The sequence below is a fragment of the Arthrobacter sp. B0490 genome (assembly GCF_002929355.1).
GTDB lineage: Bacteria > Actinomycetota > Actinomycetes > Actinomycetales > Micrococcaceae > Arthrobacter_D.
In genome coordinates this window covers 47,700-71,432 of sequence record NZ_PJIR01000011.1, presented here as the reverse complement: position 1 = coordinate 71,432, position 23,733 = coordinate 47,700, and the positions used below count along the sequence as shown (strand labels likewise).

The following is a 23,733-nucleotide window of genomic DNA, read 5'->3' as shown; positions in this document are numbered from 1 at the left end:
AGCCCGCGCTATTCTGATCGATCGATGTGTCCGACCAGTACCGTCCTCCGCTGCGTTTGGTAGAAGCCGTTTCAAAAGTGAGCTCTCCAGCGAGGCGGACGAGGAAACCATCCTCACGGTGGCCTCAGCACTGGATGATCGCGACCCCTTAGCGGACGTCAGCGTAGATATTGGCTGTGTGGAGTGTGGCCACCGGTGGTCGACCCGCCTTGAGGTCTTACCCGTCGTGTGGGCGCAGGTGTCGGCCCGTGCTCGTGAACTCATCCGGGATATTGATGTCCTGGCCCGCCGCTATGGATGGTCGCAGGACCAGATTCTTGCGTTGGGCTCACATCGGCGCCAGACCTTTCTCGAGTTGTCATGACCGAGGATCTCTTCACCCGCTTGGCCCGTCGGGCGATAGCCCTGCAGGTGGACGATCGGTACGTCGCAGCAGGGGAGGACGCCGAGACCCTCGCCTTCGATCGGGGGATCGGGGCTCCCGACTTGGAAGGTGAAGCACCCGGGCCCCCGGTTTCGGAGCCGGCGTTCCTCGCTCCACCGGAATACCGGCCCGAGTCAATTGTTTCCCTACCCGTTGTGCCAATCGCCTCCATGATGTTGGTCGATCTCCCAACCCCGGAAGAACCCACCCGGCAAGGGCAGGCAGCAACGGTGCCCCACCATCCGGCGGACACCCCCCACCCGGCCCCACGGCCCGGCCGTGCCGCCCTCAACCCGGGCCCGGGTTACGACCCCGGCCAGAGCCGCCCGCCCTTAAGAGCATGGGCTTCAGAATCAACACTCAGCGCTCGACAGTCCGACGCTATCCCCGAACGATCCGAGAATGCTTTCCCGACGCCCGTGCTACGCCCTCCCACCGGTCCCGACATGGCGGCGGATCATCCACGTACACGCGCCATTCCGGATGCTACGACGCCGATCCCGGCGGACGTCACCATCGGCCGACTGGAGATCCGGGTGCGGTCTTTAGCGGACACCACTTCCAAAGCGGCCGCAGCACGCCATATCCCGTTAGCGCAGGCCGTGTCCTTGGCGGACTACCTGCGTCAACGGGAAGGGGGCGCAAGGTGACTACGGCCTTGGGCATCGGCGCAGTAACGGCTGTTCTCCGCGATCAACTGCGAAATGCCCTTACTGACCAGTCTGTGCTGACCACTCCACTGGACCCCGTCATGGGCGCAGTCAACATCACGGCACTTCCACCTGATCAGGTCAAGACGGCGAACGGGTCCAGCACCTTGAACCTTTACCTCTACCGAATCACACACAACACCGGGTGGATGGCTCGAGAACTACCGTCGCGGAACGGCAGGGGAGCCCGAACCTCTAATCCTCCGCTGGCCGTTGACCTGCATTACCTGCTGACGGCCCACGGCGAAAAGGACTTATTCAACGAGATGCTCCTCGGGTTCGGGGCTGTGGTCCTGCATCGGCTGGGAGTCTTGGACACCTCGGTTATCCAGGCCACGTTCACACCTGGAGGCGCGCAGCTACCACCCGACCTGGCCGCCTTGGCCACGAGCGGATTGGAGGACCAGGAGGAGGGTGTCAGGATTGGGCTACACCCCATGGATTTCGAGGAGCTCAGCCGGGTGTGGCAGATGTTCGGCGAAAAATACCGGCCCTCCGTGGCTTTCACCGCCTCCGTCGCGCTCCTGCGGGCTCTGGACCAACCCGCAGCAAGCGGTCCCCCGGTGAAGTCGTTTGAAAGCAAGGTGGTGGCCACGTCACCAGTCGTCACCTCCCTCGCGCCCGCTCAAGTCCAGACCGGCGGCACGCTGACGCTCACGGGGACCGGGTTGACCGGTGGCACTGCCCATTTCTCCTCGGGTGATTCCGAGAGGGTCTCGCCCGGAACGGAACTGCTGACCGCCACCGTGCCGGTTCCGGACACTCTGCCTGCCGGGGTCGCCACCGTCAGGGTCATGGTACCGGTGACCTTCGACTCCGGGGACCGAGATGGGCCGACGTCGAACGCCGCAGCATTCCTCGTGCGGCCTACCATCACTGACGCAGGGAACCGTCCAGTGGTCTCCGGTGTGATGGGGCCAGAAACGAAGCGGACGGCCACCGTAACCGCCACCTTGACGCCCAAGGTCCGGAAACGGCAGCGCGTCATGTTGCTACTCAATGAGGCTGAAGCCCCGTCAGGGCGGAACTCTCACCGTTTTTCCATCGACGCGAACCCACTAACCAATGACACGGACGCAACGGTGACCTTTGCCATTCTAGGGGTACCCGCCGCTAGGTACCTGGCCCGAATCAGCGTGGACGGTGCCGAAACCACACTGGCCTCGGAAACCGATACGAGTTCCAGCCGGTATGGCACATACACCGGTCCGATTGTGGACCTGACGACATGAACAGCCCGACCGTTCCTTCGACAAAGACTCACCTCTCAGCACGCATGGACGCCGTTGTCGCCCTGCTCCAGCGGGCCGCCGAAGTGGAACCGACGGCACGGGAATGCGGGGCGCCAAACCCTAGCAAGTCCGCTGCCTCCGTGCCGGATGACAGGCCCGATGTGCCAACTGACGGACTGACCTTCGTGGCACAGCGATGCGAACTAAGCCCTTTCGAGACGGACATCATCGCTTTAACCGCGGCATGTGAGCTGCAGCCCTTCGCTGCCCGCCTGTGCGCCCGCCTTCATGGGGATCCGCACCGGCGGTACCCGACGTTCGGCCTCGCCCTCTCCGTGCTGGAGGGTCCACACTGGGATGCCGTTGCCTCCAACGGGGCCTTGAGACGGTTGCATCTGGTGGAGATGCACCGCAGTAGCGAACCCTTCCTCGAGAGCCGACTTTCGTTGCCTGAGCGAATCCTCATGATGCTCCTGGGTCATGACGCCCCGGACCCGGAACTTGTTGAGGACGCCGAACCGGTCGCCTCGACCGCAATGGCTCTAACGGAGCGGCAGAGTGCCGTGGTCGCCGACGTGATGGCGATCCTGAGCCGATCGACAACGACTCCAGTCGCCCTGTGGGGGCGGGAGGCGGACCGACAGCCGGTGGAACGTTCCGTGGCCTGGATGACCGGTTCGCGGTGGGCGTGGCGGGTTCGGTCCGGGATGCTCGCCGCGGAGCCGTCCCGCCTCGGCCTCGCCAGTCAGCGGCTGGCTCGGGAAAGCGCCCTCACCGGCGCACCAGTGATCGTGGACCCCGAAGATGCCACCTCTGCTTTCAGCGGGTGGAACGCCCACCTCATGGGCGTCCTGGTGGCTGCCGGATGCCGACTCATCGTGTCGTCCTCGGGCCCGGTTCGGGGGCTGCCTGCCGGGACAGTGCGCCGTGAGGTGCCCGCCCCAACGTTCGAGGAATCGCGGTCCCTGTGGGCCTCAGTGCTGAGGGAGCCACAAATCGACGGTCTGGATTCCGCGATTGACCGGGTCGCAGCACACTTCCGTCCGGGCCCAGAGGCCTTGGTCGCCACCGCCTCCGCAGTGGCCGAGGAGTGGAGAGTGAGCTCCGGCGTATCGTACTCCGACACACGAGGGCCGGGTGAGTCGCTGTGGAATGCCTGCCGGCTGAGTGCGCGAACGGACCTCGGGGGCTTGGCCGAGCGGCGGGAGCCAAGTGCCCGGTGGGAGGACCTCGTGTTGCCGGTGCGGGAGGCGGACCTGTTGCGTGACGTCCTGCGACACGCACGGCACCGCGCCTTGGTACATGAGCAATGGCGGATCGCCGGTTCGGACCAGCAATCTGCCGGCGTGACGGCCTTGTTCAGCGGACCCAGCGGAACGGGAAAAACCTTGGCCGCCGACGTGATCGCAGGTGAGCTCGGCGTAGATGTTCTGTCCCTTGACCTTTCTCAGGTAATGTCCCGCTGGCTGGGGGAGACTGAAAAGGCTCTGGGACGGGTGTTTGATGCCGCTGAACAGTCCGGTGCTGTCCTAGTCATCAATGAGGCAGACTCGCTTCTCGGCAAGCGTAGTGCAGTGAAGGACAGCCACGACCGGTACGCCAATATCGAGGTCAGTTATCTGCTTCAGCGAATGGAGCGTTTCCGTGGGCTCGCAGTGCTGACCTCAAACCTCCGAGGCAACATCGACGAAGCCTTCCTCCGGCGGCTGAGTTTTGTCGTCGATTTCCCATTCCCCGACGAGGCGGCCCGGGCCTCACTGTGGCAACGAGCCTTCGGGCCGAGGGTGCCGGTGGCGGGTCTCGATCACCAGGTAGCTGCCCGCTTGATGCTCTCCGGCGGCAGTATCCGGAACGTGGCCGTCAACGCCGCTTTCCTCGCCGCCGACGACCACCGCGCCGTTACCATGGCGGATATCCTGCACGGTGCACAAGCCGAGTACGCAAAGCTCGGACGCACCACCACCCCCAGTGAGGTCGGGGAGTGGCCCGCATGAATGCCACAGTTACTATCATCCGAGTGCACCTCGACAGGGTCGTCATTTACCTCGATGGATCAGTCGATCCTAGTAGTCTGCCGCGGGCCGAGGCCATGGAATCACTCCTTGTCTCCACGCTTCGACGGATTCTCGCGGAACGCGGTGGCATGGTTATCGCCCGGGGACGACGCCCCTGGGAGGTCACCGGGAACTTGGGTTCACAGCCGGTGCAGGCCGTGGAGGCCATCGCCATGGAACTGCTGAACGCTTTGGCCGCAGAGGTGAACCATGCCTGACCAGGATCACCGCAGCAGCGAGGGGAATTTCCTCATGGGGCTTCGCCAAGGACACCGCCGATCCTTCTCGTCCGGTACCGGCCATGGGTCCCAGCCAGGGAAAATAACCGGACGTGACCGGAACGCCATGCGACAACCGGGTCCCCGGTGGCGACTGGCCGAGGGACCCGGAAATGTCCTTGACCCGGAAACGCACAAGATCCTGGCGCCGTTGTTCGCGATAGATCTGTCCACGATCAGGCTGCACACCGACGACCGCGCTACGGAACTGACGGACGCCCTCAACGCCGACGCCGTAACCCACGGCCACGACGTGTTTCTCGCCCCCACCCGGTGGGTCCCGCACAGTGCACAGGGCCGAGCCTTGATCGCGCACGAAGTCGTCCACGCCCTTCATCAGGAGAGCATTCCCGCGCCCGGTCATACTGATGAGGAGTCCGACGCCCGGCACATGGAGGAACGGGCCAGGTCCCTTCCGGGCATTCCGCTCCGGGCGTCAGCCTGGCAGGACCAGTCGAAGGACCGCACGGAAGGATTCCTGCAGTCAGGGACACTAGGGCGACGGGCCAGCCAACTGTCCCGAACACGTCAAAGCGGCGGCGCCCCAATGCCAGACGTTCTCAGCGCTCAGGCCGGACTGGTCAGCCTGGTGACCCTCCTTCTGCGCCGGGACGGAAACGACGCCTCAGGCCGGGTACGGTCGCTGCTCAATCGTGTCGACGGGGAACTGCGCTCAGCCATCGTGGACGAGGTGGAGATGCAGGGCGGGCTCATGGCCGCGCAACTGGCCGAGATCACCACGACGCGGGAACCGAGCCATGAACCCGCCCCCACTCCCGAAACCGGGGCCGAAACCGAACTGGGCAACGACACCATTGGATTGACCGCAACGACCACGCAGACCGAGGAGGATAAGACACGCACTGCCCTGGGGGCAGAAACGACTGCGGAGCCTGCGGCTGATTCTGTGCACAAACCCCTCGACCCCGTAGAAGAAGTGGACACCCACGCTAAGGACAGGGGTGCCGTCGACCCGATCGCGACATGGGGCACGGACAAACCCTCCGTCGATGGTCAGGACAACGGCGCAGAAACCGAACCGGACCCCAGCCCAGCAGAATTGGGCACCACAGCTTCGAAACAGCTGGGCACCGGGCCTGAAGCTTCACCGGCTATCCCCCGGGGCGCGGGAGTATTTACGGACGCCGCAGGCTCCGCGCCAACCCAAGGCGTGCCGGTCGGCGGCGTGGCGGAAGCCTCGGTAGTCCCCGAAGACCTGTTGCCCTCGGACCTTGTAGAACAAGGCGTAGTCGGCCAGCAGACTGCCGCGCCATCAGCGGATATGCCGGGCAGTGAAGAGGTCAAGGCGGCGGACAAGACTGCCGCGACACCCAAGGAATTGATTTTCGAAGATAAGGCCACCGATCTAATTGAGGACCCGGTGGATCAGACTGCGGAGGATACGGATGGTGTCGCGGCCGTAGCAGCGGCCGGTGCGGCTCCGCCCGAGATCCAGGCGGTGGCCCCCGAGGCCGTAACACCGGAACCGGTGGCCAACCATTCTGTGGAGGTGGCGTCGTCTGAATCCGGAAGCGAGAATGCCCCGGAGGGCCAGCTGCTGGATATTGCTACCGATCCACAAACGACAAGACCTGACGCGGGCATCGATAGCGCTGGGCCTTGGGAGACACCGCTGGGCCTGGAGGAGGTCGAAAAAAACCCGGGGCTACGGGCAGCCGCTGCCCCAGAGCAGGCCGGGGGTCTAGCGGTCAGCCTGCCGGACCCCCGGCCTCCGTCGGGCGGTGGAGGAGGCGGGGGAAGCGCCGTGCCCGAGCCACAGCGGCCCACTCCACCCGACATGGCGGGGATGGCACCTGCCCAAGCGATGTCCGCCGTTGCCGGCCTGCCGGCCACGATGCTCGCGGCAACGCTTCCGGCGGTCGGGGCCAACGCGGCCGCCGAGGTTTCGGCCAAAGGGGACGATCTGCAAGCCCGACCTCCCTCGCTGCGCCGCCCATCTGGTGTGCCCGCTGACCGGGATGCCACACTCCCGCCGGCCCCTTTACCATCCTTACAGGAACGGCCCACACCACCTCTACCCGAGACAACCGGCGGCCCAGGGGCTGAACCTCCCACCCCGGCTGCGCCCCCTGCCGTTCCAGCCGCAGTGACCGACGGCGTGGGTACCGTCATCGTCGGCGGCGACACCGCCCTCTCCCATGAGGACGTGGCCCGGGTCCAGAGTGCGGTCTCCGCCCTTCCGACATCGGACCCGGCGTTGAACATGGACGCCGGGCCGGTTCCGAGCCTCATCCTGAGCGGGGCCGAGGAGCCCGAAGTGATCGGCGAACAGACCACTCAGATGAGGCAACTCATGACGGAGACGGCTGCAGAAGGCGTCGAGGACGCCCGGGCACCAATGGGGGAAAACGACGTCTACCCGGTGGTACCGGACAACACTCTCACCGCCACGATTCCGGCAAGGGAGGGGAACGGCCAGGGCGGAACATCCGGTCAGGGGAAAGGCGACACGGGGACCGGATCTCAAGCCACGGCCATCGACGCCATTGTCGCCGAGCAATCCGGCACGCGCCTCGCCGCCGCCGTGCAATCGGGACGTCAGGACCTGACGACCGCTCGGGCCGAGCACGAGACAACAGTGCAGGAGGAACAGGCGGCCACCGACCGGGCCATCAACGAAGAGATCATCACCAATGGGGCCGACCAACGCGAAACTCGGGCCGCGGTCCGGGCCGAAGTTGGGGGGCTGCGCTCGGACTGGGTAGGCGAGCAGCAGGATCTGACGACGCGGAGCCGGACTGCGGCGGACGCCGCCGAGCGGACCGCCGCAGAGACCATCAGCCAGGCACGAACGAGCGCGGCGAGGGAAGCCGACGGCGCAATCCGCGATGGGAACTCATCCATTAATCAGGAGCGCCGTCGTGCAGAAGCGGAAGCCCGTGAACAGCGGCGTCGAGCGGAGAATGAAAGCAACGGCGGCGGATTCTTCAGCTGGGTCGCGTCCAAGGTCCGCAGCTTTTTCAACCGGATCAAAGATGCCATCAAGGCAACCTTCGACCGGGCCCGACAGTTGGTCAACACAGCCATCAGCAAGGCCCAGCAACTGGCGGTCAAGGCCATCGAGGTGGGCCGCCATGCTGTGGTCGGAGCCATCGAATCCGGAGGTCGGGCGCTGACGGCGGCCGGGGACATTGCCCTCGCAGGCTTCCCGGAGGCCCAGGCGCGGTTCAGGAAGGGTATCCAAGGGGCCGTCAGGGATGCCACGGATCGGGTAAATCAGCTGGCCAATGCCCTCAGCAAAGAGGTCACCCGGCTCTTGGACCTGCTCGGGGAAGCCCTCAATGCGGCTTTGTCCGTCCTGGAGCGGGTCTACTTGGCGGCTGTGGATGCGGTGGCCGGGGCCGTCACCGCGGCGATCAACGCTGCTCGGGCCGTCGCCGCCGCACTGGGCGATTTCCTGGTCCTCGTGCGGGACATCGCAGCGGATCCGGCCGGCTGGTTGCGGAACCTCTCGGCTGGTGTCATGGACGGCATCCGCAACCACGTGTGGCCGGCCCTCGTCACGGCCGTTAAGACCTGGTTTCGGGAGAAGGTCGAGGCGATTGTCGGGGTTGGTGCGGCGATCATGGCCGTGCTGCGACAGGGCGGGGTGTCCTTCCGCGACATCACCGGCATGGCGTGGACGGCCATCAAGGAGTCCCTGCCCGGAGTCCTTATCCAGATCCTTATCGAGAAGCTCGTGGCTATGCTAATCCCGGCCGCCGGCGCGATCTCCGTCATTGTGGACGGCCTGCGGGCCGCCTGGGGCGCGTCCCAGCAGATCTTGGCGGCCTTCCGGCGGTTCATGGAATTCCTCCGGTCCGTGCGTCCCGGTCAGGCCGGACTCCCTTTCGGCCAACTGGTGGGTGCCGCCGCCGTAGCAGTAATCGATTTCGTCTCCAATTTCGTGCTGGTCAGGCTCCGTGGTGCCGGTTCCCGGGTGGGCGGTGTCCTCCGATCGATGGCTGCACGGCTGGGCCGAGTTGTCCGGCGTGGTGCTGCAACTGTGCGCCGGGGTGCTTCCGCGGTGGCTGGAGTAGCCCGTCGGGGTGCTTCGGCTATCGCGGGGGCAGCACAAAGGGGTGCAGTGTCACTGGGAAAGCGCGCTAGGCAATTGCGACATCGTTTCCGGAGAAGGACGGATACTGTGCCAAGCCGCAGACGGGAACAGCGCAGAGCCGATCGGGTTCGGGTCGCCTTTCGTCGGACCCGTGAAGCAGTTCAGCGCCTTGCCGCCCGAGGTGCGGGCAAGGCGCAGTGGTGGGCGAACCTGAAGTGGTTGAAGACCCGCTATCGCTGGCGAGTGCTGAAACTGAGAACCTCAAGTGCGACCCCCAGTGTCCACGGGGAACTAAATCCGATTTTGGATCAGGCGGTGAGGGTCTCGAGAGACATTCTGTCCACCACTAGCACCGTGATCGGACGGTTTGAAACGATTACTGTGAATCAGATAATTACCACTGAGTACGGCGCGAAGGGTGGTCGATATTCAAGTAATGCAGCGGAATTCGAGGCATTTGTGACTCGAGAAATCGCCCAAGAACTTTTGTATGACATTGAAGATTTTAGGGACTCAGTGGTGTTTACGGGAAGCGTGGTGTCCGCGGGTTCGGGCAAGCGCGAAGAAAAATCGAACAGTTCTGGAAAGAGGTTTTCAACGAACGATACTGTTATACCTCATATACAAAAGGGGACCAGGGACGGGGGGCGCACTCGTCCGGAGGTCCTGGTTGAGGCCCCGGGTCGAAACCTGACAGTTGTTCAGGAAGCACAAATGCCTTCTAACTATTCGGAGGTCGCCCCGCCGGGAGTCGATCCGTGGCGATGGGCGGAAAATCACGGGAGAAAGATTGAACAATTCGGCGATCGATTGAGGAAGATCGGAAAGCGAATGAGCGGTGGTGCATTCGCAAAAGAGGTTAAGCGTTCCGGAACAGCATCCCCCCCCCGGATTGTGGTGATGATTATCTCCCCAGGGGAACCCCACGAAACGGGCACGGTCTCGGGCATTCTCAAAGGGGTTCAGAAATTTGCCGAGGAACGTGCTGGGATGCCGATTTTCGTAGACGTCAGGTGGGTTTCAACAGGTAGGTCGGCACCATGAGTCCCAACCTGAATTCCCCCCGCACCCTCCGGGGTGGACTCGTGTTCTTGGACCCGAAGTCCTCGCAGGTCAAACGCGTCGTGGTTCTGCAGTACAACCCCGACCAGCTCAGTCGTTCATTGCAGGTTCAGGCCGTCAGCGGTGACGCCGGAGACCGCCTCGACGCTTTGCGACTGCGGGGTGCGCCTATCGAGACCATCAAGCTCGAGGCGGAACTGGACGCCACGGACCAACTCGAGCGAGGGAACCCCACGGCCATCCGGTCGGGCGTGGCTGCTGACCTCGCCGCACTGGAATCTGCGCTCTATCCCAGCCCCTCCGACGTCCAACGCAGCATCGACTTAGCAGCTTTCGGCACCTTGGAAGTCGCACCCCTGGAATCGCCTCTGACCCTGTTCATCTGGGGGGAGAAACGTATTCTTCCAGTGCGGATCACCGAATTCTCGGTCACTGAGGACGCCTTCGATCCCTCGCTCAACCCCCTGCGGGCCACCGTCTCACTAAGTCTCAGGGTCATGGGTGTCAACGACCTGCCCCGCGGACACCGGGGTGCAGCCATCTTCATGGCACACCACCGTTCACGTGAGGCATTGGCCGCCGCGGTTACTGGTGATCTTTCAGCCTTGGGCATCAGGAGCATCCCATGACCGCCCCGCCACAGAACATCCCCGGGGCGGGCACCAGCACGGCCAGCGAGACAGCGCCCCTGCGGTTTCCTCCACACAGCCGCTACGCTAACGTCGAGATCAGGTCCATCGTCGAAGAGGACGGAACTCGGACTCAGTACCTCGCACGGCGTTTTATCACGGATGAAATTCCGCGGATCATCGCCGAACGGCGGGTAACCGACGGCGATCGCGCCGACCTCCTTGCTGACCAATATTACGGTGATCCTTTACTGGCCTGGCGCATAGCCGACGCCAATGACGCCGAGGACCCCGACCAACTCACCTCGATACCGGGCGCCGTGATTGTCATCCCGGCGGCCGAAGGGGGCGCCCCATGATTGACAGTATCCACTTGACCCTTTTGGCCGGGCGCGATCTTCCCGTGCCTCTGCCCGCAGAGGTGATTCAGGCGGTCAAAGCTATTCAAGTCACGACGTCAGCCGGCGAACGCAGCGGATTTCAAATCACTGTGGCGACGAGCCGACGCTCAGTGGTCACCACCCAATTGGTACCTGCCGGGGCCTTGGACCCGGGAATCCGCATCGTCATCGTAGTCACAGTCAGCGGACTGCCCACGGTACTCATGGATGGGGTGATCACGCGTCAGGAAGCAGGTTTTTCCAGCGAGCTCGGGCAATCCACCCTCACCCTGACGGGCGAGGACCTGACAGTCCTCATGGAGACCGAGGACCGCCGGGGACGGCCATTCCCCCCGATGCCCGCCGTGGGTGTCGTCGGTTGGTTACTGAAGGACTATGCACGGTACGGGATCATTCCGGTGCTGGTGCCGGAGGTCTTCTCCGACGTTCCGAACCCCATCGACCACACCCGAGGGCAGGAGGGAAGCGACCTGGAGATGATCAGAAAGCTGGCGAAGGACAACGGCTACGTGTTCTACCTAGATCCCGGGCCGCTGCCGGGCAGCAGCCGAGCCTATTGGGGGCCGGAAATTCGCATCGGCGTGCCGCAGCCGGCCCTCAACGTCGATATGGAGGGGACCACCAACGTCGAGGCCTTGAGCTTCAGCTTCGACGGACTGCAAAGAACTCAGGTCACTGTGACGATCCAGGAGCCCAGGACCAGGATCACGGTCTCGGTGCCGGTACCCGACATCAGCATCCTCGCGCCGCCGCTGGCTGCCCGCCAAGCACCCTCTATGAGAACCAAGCCCCTCGAGGGAGCTGCGAAACTCAGCCCTATCTCGGCCATGGCCAAGGGCTTGGCGGCCGTGGCCGAATCTGCCGACGCGGTGACCGGATCGGGCCAACTCAACGTCCTGCGCTACGGACGAGTACTCCTGCCGCGGCGACTGGTCGGCGTCCGCGGGACCGGTCCGGCGTACGACGGTCTCTATTACGTCAAGAGCGTGACCCACAACCTCAAGCCAGGGGAATACACCCAGAACTTCTCGTTGTCCCGCAACGGGTTGGTCCCTCTGGTTCCAATGGTGGTGCCATGAGAATCCTAGGAGGTCCCCGATGAGCAGTCCTTACTATGGCAAGTTCCGTGGTGTGGTCGTCAGCAATGCCGACACCACCGGGCGAGGACGCATCCAGGTCAGCGTGTCCGACGTGGCACCGGACAACATCACCGATTGGGCTGAGCCCTGCATACCGTTCGCTGGCCGACAGGCTGGAATGTGGTGCGTGCCGGACATCGGGGCGAGCGTGTGGGTGGAGTACGAACAGGGGGATCCCAATCGGCCCATTTGGGCCGGCTGCCGCTGGGGTGACACCTCGGAGGCCCCGTCGTTGGCGACGGGCACCCCGGCACCGATCAGTCACGTGGTGATTCAGACGTCGGGACAGAACACGATCATGATCAGCGACGCCCCTGGGCCGGCAGGCGGAATCCTCCTGAAATCCAACTCCGGCGGCACGATCACCATCAACGACACAGGAATTACCATCACGAACGGCACCGCATCGATCGCGCTGCAGGGAGCGTCGGTCATGATCAACAACAACGCCCTGGTGGTGACATGATGTCCGGGCTCGCTGTTCAGGTTGGTGCCGGCGGGCAGTGTCCGCACGGCGGCCAGATGTCGATCATCAGCTCCAACACCCGGGTCCTGGCAAATGGCTCCCCCTTGGCCACCATGGCTGACAGCTTCACGGTAGCCGGTTGCGCCTTCACGGCGGGCACTAAGCCCCAGCCTTGCGTCAACATCCAGTGGATCGTGGCAGCCACCCGAGTATTGGTAGGCGGCAGTCCCGCGGTCGTGGCCACCGGAAGCGGCCTGTGCCTTAGCGCTGAGCGGATCCCGCAGGGTCCTCCGTCCGTAACAAGCACTCAGACGAAGGCAGTGGCCTCATGAGCATCGAACGGAGACTGACCAAATCCGGGTCGCCCGCCGTCCCGTTCCGGATTGACCATCACGGTGCCACGGCCACGGTGGATTGGGACGACCACTTGCGCACATTGATCACGCAGGTCCTGTGCACCAACCCGGGAGAAAGGATCAACCGACCTCGTTTCGGTGCCGGCGTCGCCCACATGCTGTTCGCTCCCCTGGGTCCGGAGGTTGCATCAGCCGCCCAGCTCATGATTCAAAGCTCGTTGCAGCAATGGCTCGCGGACCTCGTGGACGTCACGGACGTGTCCGTGGAGGTGCACGACTCCAGCATCTCGGTGACCGTGACCTGGTCGCGACGGTCTCAGGACACCTCGCAGACCACTGTCGTGAGAGTGGCTAGGCCATGAGCGTCTATGCCTGTGCCAGTGACCAACGCCGGCAATTACTGCTCCAGCAATCCACCTTGAACGGCGTCGACTTCATCGAATCCTCGACCGATGCCTCGTTTGCAGAACTGCCCGCACGGATCCGGGTCATGTTCGTGCACCCGTTGGCCATCTTGCCGGATCTGTCCCAGGTCACCCTTCGGGGTGGCGATCCCCTCAGGCGCCTCCAGATCACGTCCGTCAACGCCGGTGTTGACTCACGTGAGTTGCTGGTGGACGTGGAAGGGCGCTGGGACCTATCGGCATGGACCCTGAGCATAGTTTCCGGCCCACATGACCCGGCGCCCCCACCATGGCTGGATCCGGCCTTGGCCAGTGCGACGTTTCGGTTTGCACCCCAGTGCGAGGACGGACCCTGTCGGGAGGAGCACTGCCATGACACCGTACTTACTGCAGGACCGCGCGTGGATCGGTTGGCCCGGGACTGGGAATCCGTCCGCGCCATGATGCTCGACCGGTTGTCCCTCCTGCAGCCGGACTGGACAGAGCACCATGTCGCCGATGTTCGCACAACCCTCGTGGAAGTCGTGGCAGCGCTGGCCGACCATGCGGCCTACCGACAGGACGTCGTTGCCACGGAGTCCTACCTGGGCACCGCACGCCGACGCATCTCGGTCCGCCGCCACGCCCGGCTCATGGACTACATGATGAGCGATGGCACTAATGCGCGGGTATGGGTCCATTTCGATGCCCACGAGTCCGTGCTGGTGCGAGGTACGGACACGGAACCGGTTGTACCGGAGGGAACAGCGCTACTAACCGGCGGGCCGGAAGCCCCCGCCGCGGTGGAACGCGGGTCATCAACCGATCAGGGCCTCCAAGGCGCCGGCGCACTGCAGTTCGAGGTACTCAGCCCGCTGCGCTCTCTCGTGGGTACCGACTCGCGCATGACGTTCCACACTTGGGCCGGGTCCAAGTGCTGCCTGCCCACCGGATCCGTGGCCGCTACCTTGGCCGGACACCACCCACATCTGCTCCCCGGCAGCATCGTAGTGCTGACGGAGCACCTCGATCCCGTGGGACCGGCCCACACCGCAGCCGATGCTGATCCCACTCACCGGCACCCCGTGCGACTGACGGCCGTCCGGGCGTTTACCGGCACTGCGCCGCGGACTGACCCACTCACCGGGGACAAGATCACCGACATTGAATGGGACGCCCAGGACGCCCTGCCCTTCCCCCTAACGGTCTCGCTCGAGACCAGAACACCAGAGGGGGGCACCGCAGTACGCAACGACGCCGCTGTGGCACTCGGAAATGTAGTGCTCGCGGACCACGGGGCCACACACCGAGACATCAACCTGGGACCCGCCCGACCCCGCCGGCCGGAGCTGATGCTTCCTGACCGCCCCATTACGCAGAAGCCTCTCGTCAAAATTCTCGGAGACGACCACGACCGCGAACACTTTGCGCCCTACGACCCCACCTCATCCGCGAGCCGCTGGATAGTCTCTGCCCCCGACACCGTGCTTGCCGCCGTCACCCTTCACGACCCAGATGGCCCCTGGCAGGTCCGCCCGGACCTGCTATCCAGCGGCCCGGCCCGGGACATCGTCGTCGACGTGGACGACGAGGGAGACGCCTATATCCGTTTCGGACGGGAGTGGCCCGGCATGGACCCCGACGGTGCATCCCCTCAGGAAGGGACGCCCCTGACCGCCACCTTCCGGGTAGGCAACGGCACCGCCGGCAATGTGGGGGTAAACACCGTCCGGTCACTTCTCCTCGATGGCTCCTCGCCAACCGCTCTTACAAACGCCGTACGCCCCACACCCGTCATTCCAGTACCGGTTCGCGTATGGAACCCGCTACCAGGCCGGGGCGGCACCGACCCGGAGTCAATCGAGGAAGTCCGCCGACGGGCGCCCCAAGCCTTCGGACAGCAGAAGCGCGCGGTCACGGACGAGGACTACGCGCAGTGGGCGGAGGCGACAGGTCTACCGGAACGACGCCTCGTTCAACGTGCCGTCGCCAGCACTCGATGGACAGGGTCCTGGTACTGCGTGATTGTGGCTGTCGATTTCCTAGGCGATACCGAGGCCGACCCGTCGCTCCTAAATGCGGTGGCGACCCACCTCGATGAATACCGAATGTCGGGCTACGACGTTCAAGTCGTGGCCGCACTCTACGTTCCTCTGGAAGTCCGGTTCCACGTTACAGTGCACCCCCGACACCGTCGGGACCTCGTAGCTGAAGCATTGGAGGATCTCATGAGTAGCCAGCGTCTGTCGGATGGCACCATCGGACTGTTCCACCCAGACCGACTCACCTTCGGTCGCGACGTGTACCTCGGGCCCTTGATAGCTGCCGCACAGTCCGTGCCCGGTGTGCAGTGCGTGGAGGCCACGGCCTTTCGTCGGTACCGGCAACCCGGGACCGACGCCCGGGCCACCGGGCGGTTGCCCGTCGCACCGTCCGAGATCGCCCGGCTAGACAACGATCCAAGCCGTCCCTCTCGAGGGATTTTTCGCATCGACCGGTTGGAGGGCGGACGATGACCCCCTGCACCTGCACCGACGTCTGCTCACGATGCTGCTCGTCAGCACCACCCAGCACGCCGTTGCCCGTTGCCAACCGCCCGAGCCTGCCAGCCGTGTCACGCAGAGTGTCCACTCACACCACAGCCAAAGCCACCATGGTCCGCGGTCTCACCAGAGCCGACCTGCCCGCCCTGAATCCTCTCAGGTCACGCACTAACGACGACTTTGCGATCGCCTTCCTCGATGCCGCCGCAATGGCCGTAGACAACATTGCCTTCTACTCGGAACGGATCTCTAATGAGGCCTATCTCAGGACCGCCACGGAACGGCGATCCCTGGAAGGGCTGGCCCGGCTTGTCGGCTATCAGGTCGGACCGGCATTAGCCGCCACCCTGGACCTGGCCTTCACTGTCACCTCCACCCCAGGCACTTCACCGCTCGTGCCGATCCCGGTACACACGGCAGCCCAATCAACCCCCGATCCCGGCATGGCTCCCGTAGTTGTGGAAACCCTGGCCGAGGTGCTGGGCAACCCGTCCTGGAACGTCATTCGTCCCCGGCCGCGCAAATCGCATCCAGTCACACCCCCGGCAGCGGCCGCAGGTGGGGTGGTGGTGATGCTCGCGGGGAATGTAAGTCCGCTCGTTCCGGGTGACGGGTTGCTGTACCGGTCCGGATCGGCCCTACAGTTCGGGATCGTGGCAGAGGTTCGCGTCCTGACCCTTGTGCCCAATCTCCCGGACGCTCCCGGGTCCCCGGCCCGCACCGAGGTCCGGGTGGATCCGGTATCGACCGAGGTCAAGGGGAACCTCCAGGACGGCCCACCGGGCGCTGTACCTGCAGCCGTTCCAGCGGCATGGGCATGGGCAGGACCCAGTATTGATGCCGACGACCTGGCGAGCGAACTCGCATCGAGGGCTCTGTCCCTAGAACAAATGATCGAGGCCCTCCAGGGTTCTGCAGGCACTCCCGGAGAGGCATGGATCTATCCACGGAGGGCCTCCCTGTTCGGCAGCACTGCACCGCTGGGATCGGACCTGTTATCGGTGACCATTCAGGAGGCGATAAGGAAAGCACCTGGGGCAGACAATGTCCTTCATCAGCATCTGGCGGGAACCATCGCTGCCCTGCCATGGGAAAGCGCAACGGTAGCGACCGTGACCGGTACAGGGCCCCGCGAGGTGTTCCTCCACGGCGAAGTCGATGTGGAGCCGGGATCGACGATCGTCCTGCGAGACCGCTCCATCTGGGGCGCCTATCGCGTGGAATCAGTGGCCCAGGAAGGACTGGCCGCGCAGTCCGTCAGCGGCCGGGCCACACGGGTCGTCGTTGACAGGAACACTGGCCTCGACCAATTCAGTATCCGCAGGACGACTGCGTTTACCGGGCGACGGCGGTGCCCCCTCGCCGCGGTCCCGGCGCCTGAGACGCTTCCGCTGGATCAAATGGAGCTCGATGGTCTGTACCTCGGACTGACATCGGGCCGTCGTATTGTCGTCTCCGGTACAACAGCTGAAATCGGGAGCTCTACCGTCGCCCATGCCACGGCCCTGTCCGAGGTCCACCACGACTTGGTCGCCCGCACCACCATGGTCCGGTTCGCCGATTATCTACCAGTAGCCCTGCGGCGGAGTTCGGTGACCGTGGCCGGCAACGTGGCCCCCGCGAGTGTGGGACAGTCGCGCAGTGAGGTCCTGGGCAGCGGCAACGCCAGCATCCCGTTTCAGCGCTTCGCCCTGCGCCAGCCACCGCTGACATATCTGCCGGAGGCAAGCCCCCGAGGGAGGACGAACACGCTGCAAATCTGGGTGGACGGCATCCGCTGGGACGAAGTGCCTCATATGCTCAATGCTGGCCCGGACGACCGGTGCTTTACGGTGCGCGAACACGGGGCAACCACGGTGGTCGAGTTTGGCGACGGAGTCACCGGAGCCCGGCTCCCGACCGGTGCGGGCAACGTCAGCGCCGTGTACCGCAGCGGGGGCGGTGCCGATGGGCGCGTGCGAAGTGGACAGGTCTCCATGCTCCTGACCCGCCCGGCAGGAGTCAGCGGAGTGCGGAATCCCGTTCCGGGAGTCGGCGGAATGGATGCCGAGGACGTTACCTCGGTCCGGGCCAACGCCCCACTACGTAACCAGACCATTGACCGGGTGGTCTCACTACCTGACTATGCCGCCTTTGCCCGGGCTTTCTCCGGGGTGGCGAAGGCCCATGCCGTCGGGATCCTCGGGCTGGAACGACGAGGTGTCCTACTGACCGTCGCGGGGGCGAACGGTGACCCGATCGGGTCGGGCACTCCGAGCGGTGATGCCCTGAGGGCTGCGCTGGGCACCGCCGGCGATCCGCGGGTATTGGTGACCCTGGTACCTCACCATCACCGGAACTTCCGTCTTCAGGCCTTGGTCCGGACTGCTCCGGAGCGTCGACGGCGGGACGTTCTAGCGGCCGCTGAACAGTCACTCCGCATAAATTTCTCCTTTGACCGCCGCGACCTAGGCGAACCAGTTGCGGCCAGCGAGCTCGTGGCCACCCTGCAACGGGTGCCAGGAGTGGTGGCCGTTACCATCACCCATCTGTGGGCGCTGGAACCCGGATCGATGACCGGACCCCCGGCTGGATCACCTCCGGCAGCCCTGACGGCGACCGTACCCTCAGCCGACACCGCATTCACCGATGCCGCTCACCCCCCTGGGGGGGCTGAGATTCTGGTCCTCGATCCGGCGCCCATAACCTGGGAGGTCCTGCCATGAGCCCCATCCACCAGTCCGGCCGCGTTGACCCGGTGGGTGACGCCATCGCCCTGCTGCCTCAGTACCTGACCATGAGCGACGCCGGACCGCACGGGAAACCCGAGATTCTCACAGGTCTGGTTCAGCTGGTGGCCGAACAGATGAGTGTGGTTGTAGACGACATCGAACAGGCGTATGACGACCTCTTCATCGAGACCTGTGCACCCTGGGTAATCCCCTACATCGCGGACCTGATCGGCGTGTATCCCGGTTCGCCCCTTGAGTCACAGACCGTTCTTACGCGGGCGACCGTAGCCAACGCAATCCGACTGCGACGCCGTAAGGGGACCATCACGGCGCTGGAACAAGTGGCCGCCGATCTGATGCCCGGCCCGGCCTCGGCCACGGAGATGTTCCGACACCTCGTGGTGACGCAAAATGTGCAGCACCCCGTGGCCGACCGGGGCAGGATTGCCGACGTACGGAACGCCCTGAATTTGGAACAGCTCCATGGACCGTTCGACTCGATGGCTCACACTGGAGAAGCGCGGCTCATCAAAACGGGGCGTGGCCGCTACGGCCCCGGCAACATTGCGGTGACCCTGTGGCGCTCTCAGCCGCTCCGGAGGACCTGGGTAGACGCCGGGCGGGTCACAACTCTGGCCGACTCGATGGTTTTCGACCCGCACCGCTTTCGCTTTGACCCTCTAGGCGGAGACCGCCCACTGGCAGCAGAGGGCACGACCGAACTGTCGGTGTCTCATCAGGCCGGACCGCTCAACGTGCCCGCTCCCATCACCCGCCGCGCCATGGCTGACGCTGCCGACAAGGGGAACCTGTCGGCGTACTACGGTCCGGACGGTTCCGTGGAGGTACACCTCAACGGGAAACTCGCCGCCGTCGAAGTGCCCGATGTGGTGATCTGCCATCTGGGGGACACGACTGGCGGCTGGAACAACGTGGCAAAATTGACGAACGGACAAGTCGCCATCGATCCCGAGCTGGGACGCCTAGCCACCGCTGACCCCCAGGACGCACCACCCCGGGTGCGGTGGGTGCAACTAGCACCGTCGGACACTGGCGCAGCCGAGCTGGTCACCCGATCGCCCGCCCAGCCACCGGTGGTGACAGTCTTAGCCTCCGGGGATGGTGCTGCCCCCACTACGGTGACGGCTGGGCTGGTAGCGGCGGGGTACCGGGGAACCGTAGAGGTGGGCGACAACCTCCGCTACCTGGAGGACCCCATGGTCTCGATTCCTGCAGGGGCTCTACTGACGCTCCGTGGCGCCTCCGGGCACGCCCCCGTCGTACAGTGCAGCACCGGGTGGACCATCGAGGCTGGGGACGGAGCGGTCTTGGAATTGTCTCACCTCACGGTGAGCGGCGGCCCGATTACCATCAAGGGAAAGCCGGACCGCATTGTCCTGCATCATGTGACGCTGGTGCCAGGTGGGAACCAGCTGCCCAATCCGCTCGCCGCGCCGGTCGGTCCGACGTTGGTCCTCGACCTAGACGACGGATGGAGCACGGAACTGTTCGTAGACACCTCGATCTGCGGACCACTTCGGTTACCAGAGGATGGTTCCACCGTGGAAATTGTGGACTCCATCGTGGACGGACTAGGCGGTCAAGCTCTGGACGCGGATGGAGCTGGCGCTCCGGGTCCTATCCTTACAATGCGTCGCAGCACCGTGGTGGGTGATGTGAGCGTTTCTCAGATCGACCTAGTTGAGGACTGCGTCATTGACGGCACACTGACCGTGACGCGGCGTCAGCTTGGATGCATCCAGTTTTCCTGGCTTGAGTCCGGAAGCCAGACGCCTCGCCGGCATAAGTGTCTACCCATACCAATCGCCGCTCCCGGTGCCGGAACCGGCACGACGCCGGTCACAGCGCATCCACCGTTTATGTCCACCCAGTACGGGGATCCCCTATACCTCAGAATTCGGGACGTTGCTGACAACCCTAACAACCCTTTACGGGGTGCCGGTGACGGTTACGAGATGGGGGCATACGCGCGACAGCACCACATTCAACGAGACGACAACCTCCGCCGATCGCTCACCGAGTACCTCCGCTTCGGCATGGAGGTCGGCGTGTTCGACGGTTCGTCAAAATAAAGGAACAGGACCATGAAAGCTGACATCTCGGCGAACACGTTCCGGGAAGACCGCCCACGCGAAGCCGTCATTTTTGGGCAAGGTCAAGTCCTTCGAGACGCGGACCTGAATGAACAATCGGCGATTGATCGGCATCGGGTACGAGCCACGGCGGCAGCACTCATCGGTGCGAGCGGAACGCCCACCAACTCGCCGGGATTCGGGGTAACGGTGGCGCCAAACGGCTCAGATCTGCTGCTATCCGAGGGCGAAATGTGGATTGACGGAATTCGCCTCATCAACGACTCGCCGTGGTACCCCTGCATCGTTCGTAGCCCTACGGTTGTGGAGGTGACGGCGCCCGTGGAGGCCTTCCCACAGGACTTCACGGTCGGGTCCTGGGTCCGGGTCCGTGCTGGCGACGGTGCTGGTGCCACAGTGAGCACAACTACTGTGATGACAATTAGCGCAGGAACGGTCACGTTGGCCGATGCTCCTGAGGGCATGCCAGCGGTCGGTGGAGTAATTGGAATCCGGGCAGTCCGGTCCTACCAGGCCCAGCCATACCTAAAAGTGGACAATCCATTCATTGCGGGTAACCCAGGCCACTTGGACACGGGGGCTTATGTGGTCGTGCTGGATGCTTGGGAGCGGCATGTGACAGGGCTGGAGGACCCGACCATGCGCGACGTCGCTCTAGGCGACGTCGATACGGCCACCCGTCTGGAATCGGTATGGAGCCTTTGGCTGGCGCCAATCGGGCCTGTCGGGACGCAGAGTTGTGCCCTACCTATCAATCCGGCTGTGGGCGTGCTCTCGGCCTCCACAGCAAGCCCAGAAACCGGCCAAGGCCCCTGCGTGCTGCCGGACGATGCCGGCTACCGGGGGCTGGAGAACCAGCTCTACCGCGTGGAAGTCCACCATGCCTCAGACAGTTCAGTGGTGCTCAAGTGGCAACGTGACAATGCGAGCACCGCCAGTCGGGTCACGGCATTGGGAACCACTCTGACGTTGGCCAACATGGGACGGGATGCAGCCAGCGGGTTTGCCACAGCACCGTTTATTGAGCTGACAGACGATGCTCATGAGTTTGAGGGCCGACCCGGTGACATGTTGTCCGTATCCTCGACAGAGAGTAATACACTTACGGTTACCACCGCCCCAAGTATCACGGTTCTATCCGCAAACGTCCGGGCGCGCCGCTGGGACGGCATTATTACCATCGACCTTACGGACACGGATGTGAGCGCACCCCGCGCCTTGGAGCGGGGTCTTCAGGTAGCGCTGACGCCGGGGCGCCTGTCACCGGGGGACTACTGGACGATTCCCGCCAGAACCGCCTCGTCCACCGGCGGTGGAGGCATCGACTGGCCCCTCAATGTAGACAACTCCCCGGTATCGCTGCCCCCGGAGGGAATCCGGCACCATCGGGCCGCACTAGCCTCGGTCGATACGGATGGCTCAACCTTTCTTGATGCCGGGAAGCCGGCCCGTGATTGCAGGCAATACTTTTCAACCCTTACAGAGGTTAAGCCGTCGCGGGGGCTGTGCACAGCGCTGGCAGACCCCGGGCCTGGATGGGAAAAAGTGTTTCAGAAGCTTCTAATGGAGGGGGGTCTGGTCTGCCTTCCCGCGGGGGAGTACCCGGTGTCCGACTCCGTCGTGGTGGAAGGCACCGGACACCTCACCGTACGGGGTGCTGGCTGGTCGAGCCGGATTGTCGGACCAGGTGAAAATCTGCTGACCTTCAAAGGTTTCGCTTCGGTAACAGTCGAGGACTTTATGGCTGAGTCCCGGGGACCAACGTCCTTTCGAGGTCCTAGGCCAATTGGGCTGGTGGGAACCCTCGGATTTGACCAATGTGCGACCGTCAAGGTGCGAAACGTGCACCTCACTTGCCCAAGATCGACACAGCGTTCTGCGGCCTGCCTCAGGACGAGTGGAGGAACCGTTCACGTTTCCGGATCGACCATGCTCGTCGGCGATCGCCAAGTCGGTCTCCTGCTCGTCGATGCCGAGCAGACCCTCGTGACCGGCAATGTGATTCGGCCAGCAGGGTCGGCAACAGTCAAAGGGATCGGCGATATGACCTTAGATATCGCCCACCGCATCAAGTCTATGGCAATCCGCGACCTCTCCTCCGGAAAGACTGGGAATAACCGCGTCTCTGCCACCGTGGGAGCGGGAACCTGGAGCTTCGAGACCTACCCGGAATTTATTCCGGAGTTCACTGCCGCGCTCAAGGATAAGTACGCAGACATAAAGGAACTCCACCGGGATCTGCAGGTCCTGGCGACTGCGCCAATGGTAAAACGACCACGCTTTTCCGTTCCGCTTTTCACGACCTGGGCGCGCGACTTGCTGGCACGGAACCCGACGGTCGTGGGGCAGGCCGTGGTGGTGGCCCGATCCGCGCGCAATGACTCCGCCGTCGGCGACGTCGTGGTTTGTGACAACATCATCCGAGGAGCCGTTCAGGGAATCCACATTGGAGCCAGCTATGCAGGCCAGCCCAGATACGGGCGACAGCTGATGCTGAAAAGCGTGAAGGTAGAGCACAACGAGATTGATGTGTTGATTCCCTCAACGGGCGCCCGGGGCCGTCACGCAATCTTCGTCGGCAACGCTCACCGGGTGCTGGTGACCGGGAACCATGCCACCTACGAGACGAAGATTCCTGGAGACATATTCGCGACCGACGGGATCCGCGTCTTTGGATACATCGGTCCCCACATGCACCTCCGAGAGAATGTTCTTGAAGGCTTCCCTACAGGCATTCGTATGGTTTTGCTAGGACAACTACCCAAGTCCCGATTGTGGAGGGCTGAGGACACCGTTCTCACCAACCTTCCTGCATCGCACAGCACGATCGTCTCTGAAGGACCCCTCAGCAAGAACGTGCACTACCGGGGCAATCAACCCGGCCCGCAAGACCGGTAGCCGCCTCGGAACCCACCAGCGTAATCCACCGAATAGTTCGAATCTTGCCGTCGAAAAAGGGCACGCACCTTCCCCGAGCGAAGAGATAGCGATATCATGGAGCTGTTACACCGTCCCACGGTTTGGGTTATGGCAAAGGTTGCAGTGTCGCAGTAGTTCTCGCGGGTTCGCCTGTGGTCCTCAGTCGATGAGTAGTCCGGAGTCTTGAATGGTTCGAGTCCTGGTGTAGCACCTTGAAGTCAGTGGGCCCGCGCCAAGCGCGGGCCCACTTCG

At 63.9% G+C, this 23,733-nt stretch carries 14 protein-coding genes; 13 read left to right on the top strand and 1 reads right to left on the bottom strand.

Annotated features, from left to right (window positions below; genetic code table 11):
• Window positions 1-764: 764 nt before the first annotated feature.
• The 8 genes from CXQ97_RS15110 (at window position 765) to CXQ97_RS15075 (ending at window position 12,455) form a co-directional block, all read left to right on the top strand.
• A complete protein-coding gene (locus CXQ97_RS15110) occupies window positions 765-2,366 on the top strand; it encodes a DUF4255 domain-containing protein (RefSeq protein WP_104181698.1) in 1,602 nt (533 codons plus the stop codon).
• A gap of 140 nt (window positions 2,367-2,506) precedes the next feature.
• Window positions 2,507-4,360 carry an ATP-binding protein gene (locus CXQ97_RS15105; protein ID WP_219815437.1) on the top strand — a complete coding sequence of 618 codons (1,854 nt, stop codon included), beginning with the start codon at window positions 2,507-2,509 and terminating at the stop codon, window positions 4,358-4,360.
• 95 nt (window positions 4,361-4,455) lie between these two features.
• The gene (locus CXQ97_RS19585) at window positions 4,456-4,638 is read left to right on the top strand and encodes a hypothetical protein (protein WP_146069667.1); all 183 of its coding nucleotides are present in this window, start codon (window positions 4,456-4,458) and stop codon (window positions 4,636-4,638) included.
• Entirely contained in the window at window positions 4,631-9,802 is a 5,172-nt protein-coding gene (locus CXQ97_RS15095) for a DUF4157 domain-containing protein (RefSeq protein ID WP_104181695.1), read from the top strand. Before CXQ97_RS19585 ends, CXQ97_RS15095 begins: the two co-directional genes overlap by 8 nt.
• Window positions 9,799-10,449 carry a hypothetical protein gene (locus tag CXQ97_RS15090; protein WP_104181694.1) on the top strand — a complete coding sequence of 217 codons (651 nt, stop codon included), beginning with the start codon at window positions 9,799-9,801 and terminating at the stop codon, window positions 10,447-10,449. Before CXQ97_RS15095 ends, CXQ97_RS15090 begins: the two co-directional genes overlap by 4 nt.
• Window positions 10,446-10,808: a hypothetical protein gene (locus CXQ97_RS15085; RefSeq protein WP_104181693.1), complete on the top strand. Its 363-nt coding sequence runs from the start codon at window positions 10,446-10,448 to the stop codon at window positions 10,806-10,808. Before CXQ97_RS15090 ends, CXQ97_RS15085 begins: the two co-directional genes overlap by 4 nt.
• Complete coding sequence (locus tag CXQ97_RS15080; protein WP_104181692.1) at window positions 10,805-11,929, top strand: hypothetical protein; 1,125 nt, start codon at window positions 10,805-10,807, stop codon at window positions 11,927-11,929. Before CXQ97_RS15085 ends, CXQ97_RS15080 begins: the two co-directional genes overlap by 4 nt.
• Window positions 11,930-11,948: 19 nt before the next feature.
• A complete protein-coding gene (locus tag CXQ97_RS15075; RefSeq protein ID WP_104181691.1) occupies window positions 11,949-12,455 on the top strand; it encodes a phage baseplate assembly protein V in 507 nt (168 codons plus the stop codon).
• A 16-nt stretch (window positions 12,456-12,471) separates the two neighbouring features.
• Here CXQ97_RS15075 and CXQ97_RS19925 read toward each other — a convergent pair whose 3' ends face one another.
• Window positions 12,472-12,660, bottom strand: coding sequence for a hypothetical protein (locus tag CXQ97_RS19925; protein ID WP_181035096.1), 189 nt, complete (start codon window positions 12,658-12,660; stop codon window positions 12,472-12,474).
• A gap of 222 nt (window positions 12,661-12,882) precedes the next feature.
• Between CXQ97_RS19925 and CXQ97_RS15065 the strand changes: the two genes are divergently transcribed.
• The 5 genes from CXQ97_RS15065 (at window position 12,883) to CXQ97_RS19575 (ending at window position 23,460) form a co-directional block, all read left to right on the top strand.
• Window positions 12,883-13,173 (top strand): GPW/gp25 family protein, encoded by a 291-nt coding sequence (locus CXQ97_RS15065; RefSeq protein ID WP_219815436.1) that lies wholly within the window; start codon window positions 12,883-12,885, stop codon window positions 13,171-13,173.
• On the top strand, window positions 13,170-15,710 hold the full coding sequence (locus CXQ97_RS15060; RefSeq protein WP_104181689.1) for a putative baseplate assembly protein: 2,541 nt from the start codon (window positions 13,170-13,172) through the stop codon (window positions 15,708-15,710). The genes CXQ97_RS15065 and CXQ97_RS15060 overlap by 4 nt, the downstream gene beginning before the upstream one ends.
• 137 nt (window positions 15,711-15,847) lie before the next feature.
• On the top strand, window positions 15,848-18,442 hold the full coding sequence (locus CXQ97_RS19580) for a putative baseplate assembly protein (RefSeq protein ID WP_181035095.1): 2,595 nt from the start codon (window positions 15,848-15,850) through the stop codon (window positions 18,440-18,442).
• On the top strand, window positions 18,439-20,541 hold the full coding sequence (locus CXQ97_RS15050; RefSeq protein WP_104181687.1) for a phage tail protein: 2,103 nt from the start codon (window positions 18,439-18,441) through the stop codon (window positions 20,539-20,541). Before CXQ97_RS19580 ends, CXQ97_RS15050 begins: the two co-directional genes overlap by 4 nt.
• A gap of 12 nt (window positions 20,542-20,553) precedes the next feature.
• Window positions 20,554-23,460 (top strand): DUF6519 domain-containing protein, encoded by a 2,907-nt coding sequence (locus tag CXQ97_RS19575; protein ID WP_146069665.1) that lies wholly within the window; start codon window positions 20,554-20,556, stop codon window positions 23,458-23,460.
• Window positions 23,461-23,733: the final 273 nt, after the last annotated feature.